Source organism: Streptomyces sp. 11x1 (genome assembly GCF_032598905.1).
In the GTDB taxonomy this organism is placed as follows: Bacteria; Actinomycetota; Actinomycetes; order Streptomycetales; family Streptomycetaceae; genus Streptomyces.
Window position 1 is genome coordinate 2,099,541 of sequence record NZ_CP122458.1, and the last position, 16,938, is coordinate 2,116,478.

The 16,938-nt window shown below is 70.3% G+C and carries 14 protein-coding genes and 2 pseudogenes; 8 read left to right on the top strand and 8 right to left on the bottom strand.

All coding sequences use genetic code 11. The features are described from left to right. Positions 1 to 225: 225 nt before the first annotated feature. Genes P8T65_RS09345 through kdpF form a run of 4 tightly spaced genes read right to left on the bottom strand, consistent with a single transcriptional unit; the run spans position 226 to position 4,803 of the window. Positions 226 to 858 carry a potassium-transporting ATPase subunit C gene (locus tag P8T65_RS09345; protein ID WP_316724967.1) on the bottom strand — a complete coding sequence of 211 codons (633 nt, stop codon included), beginning with the start codon at positions 856 to 858 and terminating at the stop codon, positions 226 to 228. 5 nt (positions 859 to 863) lie between these two features. Continuing rightward, a complete protein-coding gene (gene kdpB / locus P8T65_RS09350; RefSeq protein ID WP_316724969.1) occupies positions 864 to 3,005 on the bottom strand; it encodes a potassium-transporting ATPase subunit KdpB in 2,142 nt (713 codons plus the stop codon). After that, entirely contained in the window at positions 3,002 to 4,681 is a 1,680-nt protein-coding gene (gene kdpA / locus P8T65_RS09355) for a potassium-transporting ATPase subunit KdpA (RefSeq protein WP_316724970.1), read from the bottom strand. The genes kdpB and kdpA overlap by 4 nt, the downstream gene beginning before the upstream one ends. A gap of 32 nt (positions 4,682 to 4,713) precedes the next feature. Further along, positions 4,714 to 4,803 carry a K(+)-transporting ATPase subunit F gene (gene kdpF, locus P8T65_RS09360; RefSeq protein ID WP_316724971.1) on the bottom strand — a complete coding sequence of 30 codons (90 nt, stop codon included), beginning with the start codon at positions 4,801 to 4,803 and terminating at the stop codon, positions 4,714 to 4,716. 444 nt (positions 4,804 to 5,247) lie between these two features. Here kdpF and P8T65_RS09365 point away from each other — a divergent pair, with 444 nt between their 5' ends. From P8T65_RS09365 to P8T65_RS09375, 3 genes and pseudogenes are all read left to right on the top strand, one after another. Further along, a complete protein-coding gene (locus P8T65_RS09365; RefSeq protein ID WP_316731528.1) occupies positions 5,248 to 5,913 on the top strand; it encodes a DUF4097 family beta strand repeat-containing protein in 666 nt (221 codons plus the stop codon). Between the two features lie 220 nt (positions 5,914 to 6,133). Then, a pseudogene (locus tag P8T65_RS09370) lies at positions 6,134 to 6,526 on the top strand (amino acid transporter); the annotation flags it as partial. A 1-nt stretch (position 6,527) separates the two neighbouring features. Beyond that, positions 6,528 to 6,710 (top strand): hypothetical protein, encoded by a 183-nt coding sequence (locus P8T65_RS09375; protein ID WP_316724973.1) that lies wholly within the window; start codon positions 6,528 to 6,530, stop codon positions 6,708 to 6,710. A gap of 86 nt (positions 6,711 to 6,796) precedes the next feature. Here P8T65_RS09375 and P8T65_RS09380 read toward each other — a convergent pair whose 3' ends face one another. The 3 genes and pseudogenes from P8T65_RS09380 to P8T65_RS09390 all read right to left on the bottom strand — a co-directional run. Further along, positions 6,797 to 8,053: an FAD-dependent oxidoreductase gene (locus P8T65_RS09380; RefSeq protein ID WP_316724975.1), complete on the bottom strand. Its 1,257-nt coding sequence runs from the start codon at positions 8,051 to 8,053 to the stop codon at positions 6,797 to 6,799. 157 nt (positions 8,054 to 8,210) lie between these two features. After that, positions 8,211 to 9,155, bottom strand: a complete 945-nt coding sequence (locus P8T65_RS09385) for an RNA polymerase sigma-70 factor (RefSeq protein WP_316724977.1) — start codon at positions 9,153 to 9,155, stop codon at positions 8,211 to 8,213. Positions 9,156 to 9,362: 207 nt separating this feature from the next. Further along, positions 9,363 to 10,033: pseudogene (locus tag P8T65_RS09390) on the bottom strand (IS5 family transposase); the annotation flags it as partial. A gap of 3 nt (positions 10,034 to 10,036) precedes the next feature. Between P8T65_RS09390 and P8T65_RS09395 the strand changes: the two are divergent. From P8T65_RS09395 to P8T65_RS09405, 3 genes are all read left to right on the top strand, one after another. Continuing rightward, entirely contained in the window at positions 10,037 to 10,669 is a 633-nt protein-coding gene (locus P8T65_RS09395; protein WP_316731529.1) for an RNA polymerase sigma factor, read from the top strand. Next, entirely contained in the window at positions 10,666 to 11,754 is a 1,089-nt protein-coding gene (locus P8T65_RS09400) for a CU044_5270 family protein (RefSeq protein WP_316724978.1), read from the top strand. The genes P8T65_RS09395 and P8T65_RS09400 overlap by 4 nt, the downstream gene beginning before the upstream one ends. A 520-nt stretch (positions 11,755 to 12,274) precedes the next feature. After that, entirely contained in the window at positions 12,275 to 12,688 is a 414-nt protein-coding gene (locus tag P8T65_RS09405) for a TraR/DksA C4-type zinc finger protein (RefSeq protein ID WP_316724979.1), read from the top strand. Between the two features lie 100 nt (positions 12,689 to 12,788). Here the strand turns inward: P8T65_RS09405 and P8T65_RS09410 are convergent, their stop codons facing one another. Continuing rightward, positions 12,789 to 14,072: an MFS transporter gene (locus P8T65_RS09410; RefSeq protein ID WP_316724980.1), complete on the bottom strand. Its 1,284-nt coding sequence runs from the start codon at positions 14,070 to 14,072 to the stop codon at positions 12,789 to 12,791. 632 nt (positions 14,073 to 14,704) lie between these two features. On the opposite strand from P8T65_RS09410, the gene P8T65_RS09415 reads away from it, so the two are divergent. Together P8T65_RS09415 and P8T65_RS09420 are read left to right on the top strand one after the other, a co-directional pair. Further along, positions 14,705 to 16,051 (top strand): NAD(P)/FAD-dependent oxidoreductase, encoded by a 1,347-nt coding sequence (locus P8T65_RS09415; protein ID WP_316724981.1) that lies wholly within the window; start codon positions 14,705 to 14,707, stop codon positions 16,049 to 16,051. Continuing rightward, positions 16,048 to 16,926, top strand: coding sequence for an SDR family oxidoreductase (locus P8T65_RS09420; RefSeq protein WP_316724982.1), 879 nt, complete (start codon positions 16,048 to 16,050; stop codon positions 16,924 to 16,926). The genes P8T65_RS09415 and P8T65_RS09420 overlap by 4 nt, the downstream gene beginning before the upstream one ends. Positions 16,927 to 16,938: the final 12 nt, after the last annotated feature.

Here is a 16,938-nt window from a genome sequence, read left to right on the forward strand (position 1 = left end):
TCGAGTGCATGCAGAAGGTCCACCAGGTCGACCAGGTCCACCAGGTTCACCTCGACGTCCGCGGCGACGCCGTCACCCCTGACGGGGCGGCTTCGGCCTGAGCCGAGACGGAAGCCGGGGCAGCGCCCGGGATGGAGATCTCTCCTCCCCGGGCGCTGTCTGGTTCGGGCTGGATGTGAGGGTGAGGCGCATGGCCGCCGACCCACCTGCGTCGCGTCGGGGCGATCACTTGTTCGCCGCGAGGTGTTTGAGCGCGATGTTGAGTTCGAGGACGTTGACCCGGGGCTCGCCGATGAAGCCGAGGGTGCGGCCCTGGGTGTGCTCGTCGACCAGCCTCCGCACCTGGGCGACGGTCAGGCTGTTCCGCTCGGCGACGCGGTGGACCTGGAGATCGGCGTAGGCCGGGGAGATGTCCGGGTCGAGACCGGAGCCGGAGGAGGTGACCGCGTCGGCGGGAACCTCGGACGGCCTGACGGTGTAGCCGGGCACCGAGTTGTCCTTGACGACCTTCGCCTTGGCGTCCTCGACCTGCTTGATGAGGTCCTTGTTGTCCGCGGACAGGTTGGTGGCGCCGGACAGGATCAGTTTGTAGCGGGTGTTGAGCGAGTTCTCACCCAGTCCGTTCGCCGGGCGGGGCTGGAAGTAGTCCAGGCTGTAGCCCTGTTGGCCTATCAGCGAGGACCCGACGACGTTGCCGTCGTACGTCACCTCGGAGCCGTTCGCCTTGGTGGGGAAGAGCGCCTGCGCCACACCAGTGACGGCCAGCGGATAGACGATGCCGGTGAGCACGGTCAGCACGAGCAGAGCCCGCAGGCCCGCGCTCAGCAACCGGGCAGTGTTCGCAAAGGAGTTGTTCATGTCCTTCACCCGATCCCGGGGATCAGAGAGATGAGCAGGTCGATGAGCTTGATGCCGATGAACGGCGCGACGAGCCCGCCGAGGCCGTAGACGGTCAGGTTGCGGCGGAGCAGTCTGTCCGCGCTGACCGGCCGGTACCGCACGCCCTTCAGGGACAGCGGGACCAGCGCGATGATGATCAGCGCGTTGAAGACGACCGCCGAGAGGATCGCGGAGTCCGGCGAGGACAGGCCCATGATGTTGAGCTTGTCCAGGCCCGGGTAGACGGCCGCGAACAGCGCCGGGATGATCGCGAAGTACTTCGCCACGTCGTTGGCGATGGAGAAGGTCGTCAACGCACCCCGGGTGATGAGCAGTTGCTTGCCGATCTCGACGATCTCGATGAGCTTGGTCGGGTTGGAGTCGAGGTCCACCATGTTCCCGGCTTCCTTGGCGGCGGAGGTCCCGGTGTTCATGGCCACGCCGACGTCCGCCTGGGCGAGGGCCGGGGCGTCGTTGGTGCCGTCGCCGGTCATCGCGACGAGCTTGCCGCCGGCCTGCTCGCGCTTGATGAGAGCCATCTTGTCCTCGGGGGTGGCCTCGGCGAGGAAGTCGTCGACGCCCGCCTCCTCGGCGATCGCACGAGCGGTCAGCGGGTTGTCGCCCGTGATCATGACCGTCTTGATGCCCATGCGCCGCAGCTCCTCGAAGCGTTCGCGCATGCCCTCCTTGACCACGTCCTTGAGGTGGATGACGCCCAGCACCCGTGCCCCGTCGCTGTCCTCGACGGCCACCAGCAGCGGCGTGCCGCCGGCCTCGGAGATCCGGTCGGCCAGCGTGCCGGCGTCCTCCGAGACCGTGCCGCCCTGCTCGCGCACCCAGGCGATGACCGATCCGGCGGCGCCCTTGCGGACCTTGCGCCCGTCGACGTCCACGCCCGACATCCGGGTCTGGGCGGTGAAGGTGATCCACTCGGCACCGGCCAGCTCGCCCCGACTCCGCTCGCGCAGCCCGTACTCGGTCTTCGCCAGGACGACGACGGAGCGGCCCTCCGGGGTCTCGTCGGCAAGTGAGGAGAGCTGGGCCGCGTCGGCGAGGTCGGTCTCGGTGGTGCCGGGGACGGGCACGAACTCCGCCGCCTGCCGGTTGCCGAGGGTGATGGTGCCGGTCTTGTCGAGCAGCAGGGTGGAGACGTCACCGGCGGCCTCGACCGCCCGGCCGGACATCGCCAGGACGTTGCGCTGCACGAGCCGGTCCATGCCCGCGATACCGATGGCGGACAGGAGCGCGCCGATGGTGGTCGGGATGAGGCACACCAGCAGGGCGACCAGCACGACCATCGTGAGGTGGGTGCCCGCGTGGACCGCGAACGGCGGCAGGGTCGCCACCGCCAGCAGGAACACGATCGTCAGCGAGGCCAGCAGGATGTTGAGCGCGATCTCGTTGGGGGTCTTCTTCCGGGCCGCGCCCTCGACCAGGGCGATCATCCGGTCGATGAAGGTCTCGCCCGGCTCGGTGGTGATCCTGACGACGATCCGGTCGGAGAGGACCTTGGTGCCGCCGGTGACGGCGCACCGGTCGCCGCCGGACTCCCGGATGACGGGCGCGGACTCGCCGGTGATCGCCGATTCGTCCACCGAGGCGACACCCTCGACGACGTCACCGTCGCCGGGGATGATGTCGCCGGCCTCGCACACGACCAGGTCGCCGATCCTCAACTCGGTTCCGGGAAGCAGCTCTTCGGCACCGTCGGCACCGCCCTCGGTGAGCCTCCGGGCCACGGTGTCGGTCTTGGCCTTGCGGAGGGTGTCGGCCTGCGCCTTGCCCCTGCCCTCGGCGACGGCCTCGGCGAGGTTGGCGAAGACGACGGTCAGCCACAGCCATGCGCTGATGGTCCAGCCGAACCAGTCGCCCGGATCCTTGAAGGAGAAGACCGTGGTCAGCACGGAGCCGATCCAGACCACGAACATCACGGGCGACTTGACCATCACCCGGGGGTCGAGCTTGCGGAAGGCGTCCGGCAGCGACCCGAGCAACTGCTTCGGGTCGAACAGGCCCGCGCCGACCCGTCCTTCGTCCTTGTGACCGGTCGGCACATCATGGTGCGGCGCCCGGGTCGGGGGGGCTGTGGACATCGAGTCCTCGTACTTCTCTGTGCGGGTGGTCATGACGCCAGCCCCTCGGCCAGCGGCCCGAGCGCGAGGGCCGGGAAGTAGGTCAGACCGGTGATGATCAGGATCGCGCCCACCAACAGACCGGTGAACAGCGGCTTCTCGGTGCGCAGCGTGCCCGCCGTGGCCGGGACCGGCCGCTGCTCGCCGAGGGAACCGGCCAGCGCGAGCACGAACACCATCGGCAGGAAACGGCCGAGCAGCATCGCGAGTCCGGTCATGGTGTTGTACCAGTCGGTGTTGGCGTTCAGCCCGGCGAAGGCCGAGCCGTTGTTGTTGGCGGCGGACGTGAAGGCGTACAGCACCTCGGAGAAGCCGTGCGCTCCGGGGTTCAGCATGGAGTTCGGCGGGGTCGGCAGGGCCATGGAGACGGCGGTGAGGACCAGCACCAGGGCCGGTGTGATGAGGATGTAGCAGGCGGCGAGCTTGATCTCGCGGGTGCCGATCTTCTTGCCCAGGTACTCGGGGGTACGGCCGACCATCAGCCCGGCGATGAACACCGCGATGACCGCCATGATCAGCATGCCGTAGAGGCCGGAGCCGGTGCCGCCGGGCGCGATCTCGCCGAGCTGCATGCCGAGCAGGGTGATGCCGCCGCCGAGGCCGGTGAAGGAGGAGTGGAAGGAGTCCACCGCGCCGGTCGAGGTCAGCGTCGTCGACACGGCGAAGATCGACGAGGCGCCGACCCCGAAGCGCTGCTCCTTGCCCTCCATCGCGCCGCCCGCGATCTGCAACGCCGGGCCGTGGTGGGCGAACTCGGTCCACATCATCAGCGCGACGAAACCGACCCAGATGGTGGCCATGGTGGCGAGGATCGCGTACCCCTGCCGCACGCTGCCGACCATCACACCGAAGGTGCGGGTCAGGGAGAACGGGATGACGAGCAGCAGGAAGATCTCGAAGAGGTTGGTGAACGGCGTCGGATTCTCGAACGGGTGGGCGGAGTTGGCGTTGAAGATGCCGCCGCCGTTCGTGCCGATCTCCTTGATGGCCTCCGTCGAGGCGACCGCGCCGCCGTTCCACTGCTGGGAGCCGCCCATGCTGTGCCCATTGAAGAACTGGCCGACCTCGTGGATGCCGGAGAAGTTCTGGATCGCGCCGCAGGCCACCAGCACGAGCGCGGCGACCACGGACAGCGGCACCAGGATGCGCAGGGTGCCGCGCACCAGATCGGCCCAGAAGTTGCCGAGTTCACCACCCTGCGAGCGTGCGAAGCCCCGTACGAGGGCCACCGCGACGGCGATGCCGACGGCCGCGGAGACGAAGTTCTGCACCGCCAGCCCGGCGACCTGGACCACATGTCCCATGGTCTGTTCGCCGTAGTACGACTGCCAGTTGGTGTTGGTCACGAACGAAACGGCCGTGTTGAACGACTGCGCCGGGTCGACCGAGGCGAAGCCGAGCGAGCCGGGCAGGATGCCCTGGATCCGCTGCAGCAGATAGAGGAAGAGCACACCGACCACGGAGAAGGCCAGGACGCCGCGCAGATACGCGGGCCGGCGCATCTCGGTGTCGGGGTCGGCACCGATGCACCGGTAGATCCACTTCTCGACGGGCCAGTGCCGGTCGGAGGAGTAGACCCTGGCCATGTAGGTGCCGAGGGGGATGTGGGCGAGAGCCAGCGCGCCGATCAGGGCGAGCAACTGGAGGACGCCCGCGAGCACAGGCCCCATGCCCCCCGCTGCGGCAGCAGCTGATGTCACTGTCAGAACCTCTCCGGGAAGATCAGGGCGAGGACGAGATAGCCCAGCAGGGAGACGGCCGCGATCAGGCCGACGACATGCTCGACGCTCACAGCCGGGTCACCCCCTTGGCCACCAGAGCCACCAGCGCGAACACCGCGACCGTGACGACGACGAAGGCCACATCGGCCATCGCGAACTCCTAGGAGAGGGTCGGAACAGGATCGGACGACTAGAGGAAAGCCCCTCTTCGGCCGCACAGTCCGCCCGTTGACGGGTCCCTTACGGGCAGGCCGCCGACTTTGACGGAACCCATACGGCCCGGTCCGCGCCAGATCTGTTCGGCGCTCTCGCGCGTCGAGAGCGAGTGCAGCGTTCACATGCATTTCATTGCAACGAATCTCCGACTGTCATTGCATTTAGCGAGAAGCCCACTGCAACGAAATCACCAATCTCACCTGCAATGACAGCGATATCCCGCAACAACTATGTTGCTCGGTCCACGAACGCAACGTAGCTTTTCCTTCATCGGAAACTTTGGTTCACAGGAGAGCATGATGCAGAAGTTCGAGACCCCCGCCCCCGTCTCCGCCGTCCTGGACATCCCTGCCGGGCGCGTGCGGTTCGTCGCCACCGATGGAGCCGGCACCACCGTCGAGGTCCTGCCCGCCGACCCGTCCAAGGGGCGCGACGTCAAGACCGCCGCGCGCACCACCGTCTCGTACGCCGACGGTGTCCTGCACATCACCACCGCTGCCCCCGACAGCAAGCTGGTCGGCTTCTCCGGGTCCCTGGAGGTCACCGTCCACCTGCCCGTCGGCTCGCACGTCGAGGCCAGGTCCGAGAGCGCCGAGCTGCGGACCGACGGACGCCTCGGCGACGTCGCGTTCGCGGGCGCTTACCGCCGGATCAAGGTCGACGAGGTCGCGAGCCTCCGCCTCACCGCGATCGACGGCGACGTCGAGGTCGGCCGGCTGGGCGGCCCCGCGGACATCAGCACGCAGCGGGGCTCCATCCGGATCGCCGAGGCCGTGCGCGGCGAGGTCGTGCTCCTCACCCAGTCCGGGGACATCACGGTCGGCGCCGCCTCCGACGTGTCGGCCGCTCTGGACGCCGGCACCGAGTACGGCCGCGTCAGCAACGCCCTCCGCAACGACGGCACCGCCGAGCTCGACATCCGCGCCACCACGATGCAGGGCGACATCACCGCCCGCAGCCTCTGAGCAGCACCGGCTGACGGCGGCACGAAAGCGCGGAGACACGGAGACACGGAGACACGGAGGCGCGAAGGCGCGAAGGCGCGAAGGCGCGAAGGTCTTGACGGACGTTTGACGCCTTCGGAGCACGCTTCCCACGGGCCCGGACGTCACTCTCTGCGTACGCTGGGGGTGCCGTCCGATTGATGGCTTTTCCCGTACGGAGCCATGCACCGGGAGCACGCCGATGGCCGCCACCGATCGCTCTCAACGGCTCCTGCACACCTGGATGCTGGAGGGTCTGTCCGACATGGGCAAGGGCGGCGGCCACGCCGGACCGCACGCCCGGCCTGAGCCCGCGCGCCGGGGGGCAGTCCTGGTGGTGGGTGATGTGCCTGAGGGGCGTCGACTATTTCTCCACTCCCGGTTACCAGCCCGGCATCGCCGCGCCGGCGGCCGGTCTGCTCTCCCCCATCGCGACCATCGTGCTGGTCGTCGTCACCCTCGCGGGAGCCCTCCCGTGTACCGGCGGGTGGCGGAGGAGAGTCCCCGGGGCGAGGGCTCCATCGCGATGCTGGAACGCCTGCTGACGTTCTGGAAGGGCAAGCTCTTCGTCCTCACCCTCCTGGGCTCGCCGGCCTGTGGCACGTCGTCACCAGGGCCAGGTCGTCACCGACTGGTCGACCGCGCTGACCGCCGAGCACCTTCGCCACTTTCTCCGGTTCTTCCTCTTCGGCCAGGGCGAGGTCGCCCCCGTCACCCGGGAGGTCCTGCGCGAGGCGGAACGCGACCGCGCACGCCGACCGCGCGTACATGCCGGCTGACGAGCTACCCGGCCGCACGACGGAACGGGGCCCTCTGGTCGAGGGCCCCGTTCCGTCGTGCGGCCGGGTGGGCCGGGCCGTCCGGCTCAGGCCGCGACCTTCTCCGTCGAGTCCCCCTGCCCTGCCGGGCCCCCCGCGTCCGTGCGGCCCGCCCGGGCCGCCTGGTCCACCCTGCCGGTCGGCTGTACCGTGCGGCGGCGGCGGACCGGCATGCCCACCGTCGGGTTGGCGACGCTCCAGGCCGCGCCCTTGCAGATGAGCTCCTTGTAGACGGCGGCGAGGCGGCCGGTGAGGGCCTTCGGGACGGCCCGGTCGTCCGCGGTGACGAACTGGATCAGGCCCTCCTTGCGGCCGAGCGAGACACACTGCTGGTAGTAGCGGATCCCGATCTTCGGGAGCTTTCCGCCGGTCAGGCGGGCCGCGATGGTGTCGGCGGCCTGCCACGAGGTGGGAACGCCGGAGGCGCACGACATCCGCAGCGGCTTGTCGCCGGGGCCCATCACCAGGGCCGCGTCACCGATGGCGTACACCTCGGGGTGCGAGACCGAACGCATGGTCCCGTCGACCACGATCCGGCCCGTGCCGGAGACCTCCAGGGTGCTGGCCTCGGCGATCGGGTGGACGGCGAAGCCGGTGGCCCAGACGGTGACCGCGGCCGGGACGGTCGTCCCATCGGTCAGGACGCGGTCGGCTTCGACGGCGGTGACGGCGGTGTGCTCGTGCACGGTGATGCCGAGCCCGGCGAAGACCTTCCGCAGATGCCCTCGCCCCTTGTCGGAGAGCCAGTCGCCGAAGCCGCCGCGGGCCACGAGGGCGACATCCAGGTCGGGGCGGGCCTCGGCGATCTCGGTGGCGGCCTCCACGCCGGTGAGCCCGCCGCCGACGATCACCACGGGCTGTCCCGCGTCCAGCCGGGCCAGCCGCTCGCGCAGCCGGAGCGCGCCGGGCCGGCTGGAGATCTCGTGGGCGTGCTCGGCGGTGCCGGGGACGCCCTGGGGGTTCCAGCCGCTGCCGAGGGCGTAGACGAGGGTGTCGTACTCCAGTTCCTGCCGCGCGGCGCCCTGCGCGTCGACCACGGTGACGGTCCTGCGGTCGGCGTCGACACCGGCGACCTCGGCGAGCTTCACCTCGACGCCTGTGCCCTCGAACAGCTCGTCGAAGGGGCGGGGCTTGAGCTCCTGGCCGACTGCGAGCTGGTGCATCCGGACGCGCTCGACGAAGTCGGGCTCGGCGTTGACGAGGGTGATCGCGACGTCCGCGCGGTGCAGCCGCTTGGCGAGGCGACCGGCGGCGGAGGCTCCGGTGTAGCCGGCTCCGAGGACGATGATGCGGTGCTGCTGCATTTCTTGCTCCTGTCTGCGCGGGTCAGAGGCTTGCCGTTGCTCGGTCTCGCCCCTTGAACCGGGCAGCCCGCGTTTTCCTGACAGAAAGAGAATGTGAAGCAGGTCATATCCCGCTGTGAGGGCTCAGGACGACGCGGGCGGGCAGGCGCGCAGAGGCTCAGAACGCGTGGAACAGCGGCTCTCCGTGGTCGGTGGCCGCCCACACCTCGGTCGCGCGCTCCAGCTTGTCGGGGTTGACCTGACTGCGGAACGCGACGATGCCGTCCGTACCGATCTCCAGACAGATGACCCCGACGACGCGGCCCTCGACGACCGCGAGGACCGCGGGACCGCCGTTGGCCGTCGAGATGTGGATCTCGGGCGAGCCGCCGACCAGGGACCGCTTCTGCGGGGCCGGCTTGAACAGGCCCCGCATGAACTTCGCGACCGCGAGGGCGCCCTCGAACGCCCTGGCGCGGGCCGGGACCTTTCCGCCGCCGTCGCCGACCGCGATGGCGTCCGAGGTCAGCAGCGCCACCAGCGGTTCGGTCTTCCCGCTGGTGGCCGCCGCGAGGAACTCCTCGACGATCCGCCTGGCCGCCGCCTCGTCGATCTCCGTACGGGTCTTGCCCGCCGCCACGTGCTTCTTCGCGCGGTGGAAGATCTGCTGGCTGGCCGCCTCGCTGACGTCGAGGATCTCGGCGATCTCCCGGTGCGGGTAGTCGAAGGCCTCCTTCAGCACGTACACCGCCCGCTCGTTGGGGGTGAGGCGCTCCAGCAGGGTCAGGACTGCGTACGAGACGGACTCGCGCTGCTCGACGGTGTCGGCGGGACCGAGCATCGGGTCGCCGGCGAGCAGCGGCTCGGGCAGCCACTGGCCCACGTAGGTCTCCCGGCGTGCGCGGGCCGAGGTGAGCTGGTTGAGGCACAGGTTGGTGAGCACCTTCGTCAGCCAGGCCTCGGGCACCTCGACCCGGTCGACGTCGGCCGCCTGCCAGCGCAGGAACGTCTCCTGCACGGCGTCCTCCGCCTCGCCCGCCGAGCCGAGGAGGCGGTAGGCAATCGCCTCCAGACGGGGCCTCGTCGCCTCGAACCGATCCACGTCGTGCGTCGTCAGCGCCATGCTCCGGATCCTAGAGGGTGCCACCGACGACCGTGATCGATTGGGAGGGAAGGGAGGGACAGGAGGGACAGGAGGGACAGGAGGGACAGGAGGGATGGGAGGGACGGGAGGGTTCGGACGGGGTGGAGTGGCCGCATGGCCAACCGACGTGGCGGCCGGCCTGCCGACCGACTTGCGGGCTGATCGGCCGACTTACTGATCGTTTCAGCGCACCTTGCCCAGTCCGGAACCGTGGGCGACCCCGCGTCGGGCGATCATGGGTTTGATGCCCCGCTTCCACAGCAGGCGGTGGTACCTGTCGAAGTCGTAGCCCCGGTCGGCGTACGGCGGATTCCAGGCGCCGGGGCTTGCAGCGGGGGTGTCCCCGAGCTCCCCGGATCGGCGGGATGGCGTTGCGCAGCGGCAGGAGTCGGGTGACGTCGTGCCGGTTGCCGCCGGTGAGGGTGACGGCGAGCGGGGTTCCGTGGCGGTCGACGATCAGGTGGTGCCTGGAGCTGGGACGGGCACGGGCGAGGGGCCGACGTGATCCCCCCTTTGAGGGCCCGGACGTGCGACCCGTCCGCGGCGCAGTCGTCCAGGTCCAACGAGCCCGCGCGGCGCAGCTCGGTCAGCAGGGTCGCGTGCAGGCGCGGCCAGACCCCGGCCTCGGTCCAGTCCCGCAGCCGACGCCAGGCCGTCACCCCGGAGCACCCCACGATCTCCGCGGGAACGTCGCGCCAGGCGACACCGGTCCGCAGCACGTACAGGACGCCGGCGAGTACCACACGGTCCGGAACTCTCAGCCGCCCGGGATAGCGATGACATCGTTCGGGAACGGTTGGCTCGGAAGGGGTGTGACGCAGGCCATGGAAACCCCGGCCGGGCTGCGGAGAGTACATGGTGTGAGAGACACAGATCGAGATGATGAGCTACGTGCGCGCATAAGAGCCGGGGACCGCGATGCGTTCGGCACCCTGTACGACGCACACGCGCGTGCGGTGTACAACCATGGGCTGCGGCTGACCGGGGACTGGTCGCTGGCGGAGGACATCATGTCCGAGACGTTCCTCGCCGCGTGGCGGACCCGAGCTTCCCTGAACCTCGAGGGCGGGTCGCTCAGACCGTGGCTCCTGGGGATCGCCACTCATAAGACGCACAATGCCACACGCCGCCTGCGCCGACAGCGCCTGTTCCTCTCACGCCAACCGGCTCCACCTGCGGTGACGGACTTCGCCGAGGAGAGCGCGGGCCGGATCGACGACGCTCGCAGGCTGGCCGCGGTCCGCAGTGCCCTGAGCGGACTGCGCAGCCAGGACCGTGAAGTTCTCGTCCTGTGCGTGTGGTCCGGCCTCACCTACCAGGAATGCGCCGAGGCACTGGATATTCCCCTGGGCACCGTGCGCTCCCGGCTCGCGCGCGCCCGCCGCCGGCTCGATCGGCTCAGCGTACAGAACATGGAACTGCACGGCCCCCGCGGAGAGGTCAAGAAGCAGGCCGCATTCGCGGCCGCGCGCTCACAGGAGGAATACCGATGACTGCCTCAAACCGCCATGCCGGTTCCGGCGACGACGCCGCACATCTGCGCGGGCTGTTGCCGGACGCACCCGAATGGGACCTCACGCCCACCCGCCACCTCCACCACCGGAACGTGCTGCTGCGCGAGATCGACCGGGAGCAGATGGCCGCCCCCACCCCGGCGACGCCTGCGCTTCAGCGGCGGTGGCTGCGTCCGGTCTTCCTGCTGCCCGCCACTGCCATGGTCCTCGCCGGCGCTCTGATCCTCACGCTTCCCGGCACGGAGCAGGAACCTGGCGTCAAGGCAGAGGCGACCGACGCGAAGCACGCCGCAGCGAACGGCGTAGTGCTCACGCTCGACCGCATCGCCGCCGCGTCCATGGAAGTCGACGTCAAACCGGTCCGCGACGACCAATTCGTCTACGTCCGAAGCCTGGTCCGCAGCAACGAAGGCACCTTCGACGGCCCAGTGAAGCTCGGCGCTCCACACCGCCGCGAAATCTGGGTGTCGCAGGACTCCGCACCGATCACTCGCACCGGGGTGATCCGTGAGTCCGGAAAGGGTGTTCCTATGTCTGGGCAGCGGATTCCCATCGAGATGGCCGCCCCTGACGGCAGTGCCGAGCAGGGATTCCCAGCCGGAATCGACCGGCCCACCTACCAGTGGCTGGCCAAGCTGCCCACTGACACCGACGCTCTGCGCAAACTGCTCTACGCCCAGACTCGACCCCTCGAAAACGAATCGAAGGACCAGGCCGTCTTCAGGAAGATCGGCGATCTCCTGAACGAAACAGTCATGCCGCCGGCCAATGCAGCGGCCCTGTACAAGACCGTCGCTACGATCCCAGGCGTGAGCGTGACTCCCGACGCCACCGACGCTGCCGGGCGCCACGGGATCGGAATCACCCGCGAGGAGACCGGCACCGCAACTCGAGACGAGTGGATCTTCGACCGAAACAGTTTCACACTTCTCGGCTCGCGCTCCTACCTCACGCACACAGCCGGGACCAAGCCCTCCACCCTCTACAGCAGCACCGCCATCATGGAATCCGGCGTCGTGGACCGGGACGACCGCGAACCCACGGACAAGCAGAAGACGGCCTGAACAACGGGACAGTGCGCACCCTCGCCCCGACAGTGACCGAAGGCCCCTGCAAGGTGCGATCCCAACAAGTCGCCCCTCGTCGGTGATCGTCCCGCCCGATGGCCCCGCCGACCCGCGCACCATGGATTCGAACGGGTGCATCCATCGGCTTGAGGCGGGTAGACGGGTGACGGTCTCGGACTGTTCAAGTTCCTCCGGGGCCTGTCGGAGTTCCAGGCCGAGCTCAACGACAATTCGCCGCAGCGCAGAAGCAGAGATCCTGGTAAGGACGCTGCCACCAGCCGCTCCCGGTTGACGGTGTCGGCGTCCGTCTCGTCCGCCCGTGCGACGGCGAGCTCGGCCAGGACCTCCGAGAGGACCTACTGGAAAGGCTCCTGCCCGCCAGACTGAACAGCACCGGTCCGAATGGAGTCTCCAGTCAAGCCGGTGCGATTCAGTCGCCTGTCGCCTGTCGCCTGTCGCCTGTCGCCTGTCGCCCGTCGCCTGGGAATCGTGCACCGCGTATCGACGTTCTCGCAGCATGGGCGACGCATCCCACCACCGTCCTGACGACCCCGGCCCGTCCACCTTCTCGGCCGCCCGCGCACGCCTCGCGGCCGCCCACGCCGAGACCCTCGCCCGCGCGGCAGCGCTGAGCCGCGACTTCGACGGGATCGTCGCGGCGAACGCCCTGATCGCGGTGGACGACGAGCACGACCCCGAGGGAGGCACCACCGCATTCGAGCGGGCCCACGTAGCCTCCCTGATGGCGCAGGCCCGCGAGCACCTGGCGGAGCTGGACCGGGCTCTGGAACGCCTCGAACGCGGCGAGTACGGGCAGTGCGAGAACTGCGGGACGACGATCCCGCCCGAGCGCCTGGAGATCCGCCCGGCGTCGACCACATGCGTCCGCTGCGCCGGTTCCGACCCCCGTCGGCCACCGCGCACCGCGTGACGCCGGACATCGGACACCGGGCGGACGCAGGCTCGTGCCAGTCCCCCCGCAGGCCACCCCCGAGGGGCAGTTGAACGGCAAGTCGGGCGGGAAACCGCGGTCAGGGCCTACGACCTCTGTCCACGGCCACGGGAAGGACGTGGGCCGTGCCCGGGCGACGGGTTGTCCAGCATGCAGCCGGCTCGGGTGCCGTCGGACGGAAGAAGCGCGCCGTGGCCACCAGCGCCACGGCGAGGGCAGCGGGTATCGCGTAGGCGATGCGGAAGTGGCCCGTAGCCCCCAGCGCCCCGCTCGCGCCGGCTCCGACGAGCACGCCGACGTAGTTGAAGACGTTGAGCCGGGCCAGCACCGTCTCGGGGCCACCGGGGCGCAGCCGGCCGGCCGCGGCGACGCACAACGGGATCAGGGCGGCGACTCCGAGGCCCGCACAGCATGCCGCGACGACCGCGTACGGCCAGCTCGGGGCCACCGCCAGACCGGCCAGGGCGACGGCCGTGAGCAGGGCCGCGGCGCGGACCACCGCCACCGGCCCGACCCGGCGCACCATGAGGTCGGCGCCCGCCCGACCGGTCACCGTGCCCGCCTGGTAGGCCGCGTACGCGAGCGGCGCGGTGGCCAGGGACGCGGCGAGCGTCTGGTGAAGGTAGGCCGTCGACCAGGCCGAGACCGCGGAGTCGACGACGTAGGCGACGAGCAGAACGACACCGAACGGGACGAGCCGCGCCCACACCCGCCGCCCCGTGCCCTCCTCGTCCGGCGCCGGTCGGTCGCTGGACGAGGAGGGCACGGGCGCGAGGGCGTGGGGCCGGACGGTCAGCGCCAGGAGTGCCACGAGTACGGCGTGCGCGGTCAGGACGTACTGGACAGGCCAGCCCAGCCGGGAGGCGCCCGCCGTCAGCAGCGCGGCAGCCACGCCCGCGGCGCTCCATGCGGCGTAGAAGGAGGAGAGGATGCTGCGCCCGTAGTGGCGTTCGACGGTGGCCGCGCGGGTGTTGACGGACACGTCGATGGCGCCCAGCGCCAGCCCGAAGAGGACGTAGGCCGCCGAGGCGGCGGCCGGGCCGGGTGCCCACGCCACGGACAGCAGGGCCGCGACCGCGGTCAGCACCGCCGCGCGCATGACGGCGACGGGACCCGAGCGACGTACGGCGGCCAGACCCGCGAAGCTGCCGGCGCCCGCAGCCAGGGTCAGGGCGATCGTGAGGGCGGTCATCGCCAGGGACGACAGCCCCAGACGGCTCGCCACGGCGGGCACGGTGGTGGACACGGCGGCCACTGCCACGCCCTGGGCGGCGAACACGGTGGTCGTGACCCGACGGGCCCCCGCGAGCGAGCCGCCGCTCGCGGACCGGGGCGGAGCCGTCGCTCCGACGGATGCGTTCACGGGGGACCCTCTTCCTGTCACGACCGTGGATGGGTCGGCGTGCGCGAATGGGAGCAACCGTAGAAATCCGGGCCGCCCCGCCGGAGGACACCGGCGGCCACATGGGGGGCCCTGGCGGCCAGCAGCGGACGGCCCGGGGCCGGTAGCCGATGACTTCGGAGGCAAGAGCCCACGGCGGCTGGTGCCGAGGAGCCGACGGTTCGGGCGGCCGGGAGCCGATGGCTCGGGTGGCCGGAAGTCGACAGCCCAGGAGCCAGGAGCGAAGGGCCCGTGCAGAGGAACCGACGGCCCCGGGCAACCAGGAGCCAACAGCCCCATGGCCAAGAGCGAAAGGCCCAGGGTCAGGGACCGAGGGCGCGCGACCGGAAACGAACGGCCGGGGGCTGGGGGCCGGGAGCCGACAGCCCGACAGCCCGACAGCCCGGCGGTCATGAAGCGGACGGGCTGGGAGTGTCCCACGGGGCGGGTTCGCCGTCGGCTGGGCGGCAGGGGCATCGGTCTGTGGCGCGCCGGGGCGGTCAGTGGGCTGGCCGCTGCGGCCCCCTTTGTGGCCGCACGGGCCAGTCCGCCGGTGCTTGCGTGCTGCCTAAGTTCCTCCCACGCCGACAGTGGCGACGAGAGGAGGTGGACTCGTGAAGGAGTCCGAATTCGACACGTGTGTCATCGGTGCCGGTCCCGCTGGGCTGGCAGTGGCACGGGCGCTCGGTGAGCGACGGCTTCCCTACACGCACATCGAGCGGCACACCGGTCCGGGTGGCCTGTGGGACATCGACAACCCGGGCAGCCCGATGTACGAGTCGGCCCATTTCATCTCCAGCAAGACGCTCTCGGGCTTCGGCGGCTGGCCGATGCCCGACCACTTCGCCGACTACCCGCCGCAGCGGCAGATCCTGTCGTATCTGACGTCGTTCGCCGACGCGTACGGGCTGTCGGAACGCATCGAGTTCGGCACCGCGGTGCGCGACGTGGCGAAGAACGCGGACGGCACCTGGACGGTCACCCGTGCCGACGGGCGCCCCAGCCGACACGCGCAGGTGGTGGTCTGCACCGGCTCGCAGTGGCACCCCAACATTCCCGAGATCCCGGGTGACTTCAGCGGCGAGATCCGGCACTCGGTCGGTTACCGCAGCAGCGACGAACTGCGCGGCAAGCGGGTCCTGGTGGTCGGCGGGGGCAACTCCGGCTGCGACATCGCCTGCGACGCGGCCCGTGCCGCCGACCATGCGGAGATCAGCATGCGCCGCGGTTACTGGTTCATCCCCAAGCACCTGTTCGGCAGGCCCGTGGACACGCTCGAAGGCGTCGGTCCCCGGATGCCGAAGTGGCTGGAGCAGAGGCTGTTCGGCGCGCTCCTGCGGATCGTCAACGGCGACCCGACCCGCCTCGGTCTGCAGAAGCCGGACCACAAGCTCTTCGAGACCCACCCCACGGTCAACTCGATGCTCCTGCACCACCTGCAGCACGGCGACATCACCGCGCGGCCGGGCGTCCTCCGCGCCGAGGGCCGCACCGTCCACTTCACCGACGGCAGCAGCAACGACTTCGACCTGATCCTGCTGGCGACCGGCTATGTGCACAAGGTGCCCGTCGCGCAGGCCTACTTCGGCGACGAGCAGCACCCCGACCTGTACCTGTCGTCGTTCTCCCGCGAGCACGAGGGGCTGTTCGGCGTCGGCTTCATCGAGACCAACTCCGGCGCCTACCAGCTCTTCGACGCCCAGGCGCAGCTGATCGCCGGCTTCGTCCAGGACACCCGCCAGGGCCTGCCGAACGCCACCCGGTTCGCCCGCATGATTCGCAGCGACCGTCCGGACCTGACCGGCGGTCTGCGGTTCGTGGACTCCCCGCGCCACACCGGCTACGTCGACAGCGCCGCGTACGCCAAGTACCTGACCAAGGTCGCCGCCGCCATGGGCTGGCCCACCGAGGGACGCGCTCCGGCGGTGCCGGTGGTCCGCAGCAAGGAGACGGTGGCATGAGCGGCTACGACTACGCCGGCAAGGTGATGCTGGTGACCGGCGGCGCGGGTGGCATCGGCAGCGCGCTGTGCCGGCGGTTCGCGATCGGCGGCGCGGTGTGCGTCGTCGTCGACATCGACGGTGAGCGCGCGCGGCGGGTCGCGGACACCCTGCCCGGCGCCGGTCACCTGGGCCTCGGCTGCGACCTGCTGGACCGGGCCGGGGTCGCGGACCTCTTCGAACAGGTCGCCGCCGCCTTCGGCCGCCTCGATGTGCTGGTCAACAACGTCGGCATGACCAGCACCGAGCGGTTCGACGTGCGCCCGGTGGAGACCATCGAGCGGGAGATCGACCTCAACATGATCTCCCCGCTGGTGGCCACCCGGCTGGCCATTCCCCTGCTGAAGGCCTCCGCCGATCCCCGCGTCGTCACCACGGTGTCCCTCGCCGGCATCTTCCCCCAGGGGGAGACTCCGATCTACGCGGCGTCGAAGTTCGGGCTGCGCGGCGCGATGCTGTCCATCGCCCTCGACCTGGGCGCCAAGGGCATTCGCGTCGGCTCGGTGCTGCCGTCGGCCACCGACACCCCGATGCTGCGCCGGGAGGCCGTCGACGGCGGCAACTCCCTGCAGTTCCAGGACCCGCCGCAGCAGCCGTCCGACGTCGTCGCCGCGGTGGTGAGCCTGCTCGACCGGCCGCGGCTCGAGGCGTATCCACGCGTCGGCGAGGCGCTCCTGGTCCGCTTCTCCATGCTGGTGCCGAACCTTCTCCCCAGCCTTCTCCCGCTCTTCCGCAAGCGCGGCGAACGCGGCCTTGCCCGGTACCTGGAGGACCTGCGGCGCAGAGGACTGGCCCGGCAGGTCGACGGCCGCTGGGAACTGGTGCAGGAGGCATGACCATGAACACCG

Excerpts from the sequence above, each read along its gene's own strand:
- P8T65_RS09345 (WP_316724967.1), bottom strand. The coding sequence starts at position 858 with ATGAACAACTCCTTTGCGAACACTGCCCGGTTGCTGAGCGCGGGCCTG.
- kdpB (WP_316724969.1), bottom strand. The coding sequence starts at position 3,005 with ATGACCACCCGCACAGAGAAGTACGAGGACTCGATGTCCACAGCCCCC.
- kdpA (WP_316724970.1), bottom strand. The coding sequence starts at position 4,681 with ATGGGGCCTGTGCTCGCGGGCGTCCTCCAGTTGCTCGCCCTGATCGGC.
- P8T65_RS09365 (WP_316731528.1), top strand. The coding sequence starts at position 5,248 with ATGCAGAAGTTCGAGACCCCCGCCCCCGTCTCCGCCGTCCTGGACATC.
- P8T65_RS09380 (WP_316724975.1), bottom strand. The coding sequence starts at position 8,053 with ATGCAGCAGCACCGCATCATCGTCCTCGGAGCCGGCTACACCGGAGCC.
- P8T65_RS09385 (WP_316724977.1), bottom strand. The coding sequence starts at position 9,155 with ATGGCGCTGACGACGCACGACGTGGATCGGTTCGAGGCGACGAGGCCC.
- P8T65_RS09400 (WP_316724978.1), top strand. The coding sequence starts at position 10,666 with ATGACTGCCTCAAACCGCCATGCCGGTTCCGGCGACGACGCCGCACAT.
- P8T65_RS09405 (WP_316724979.1), top strand. The coding sequence starts at position 12,275 with ATGGGCGACGCATCCCACCACCGTCCTGACGACCCCGGCCCGTCCACC.
- P8T65_RS09420 (WP_316724982.1), top strand. The coding sequence starts at position 16,048 with ATGAGCGGCTACGACTACGCCGGCAAGGTGATGCTGGTGACCGGCGGC.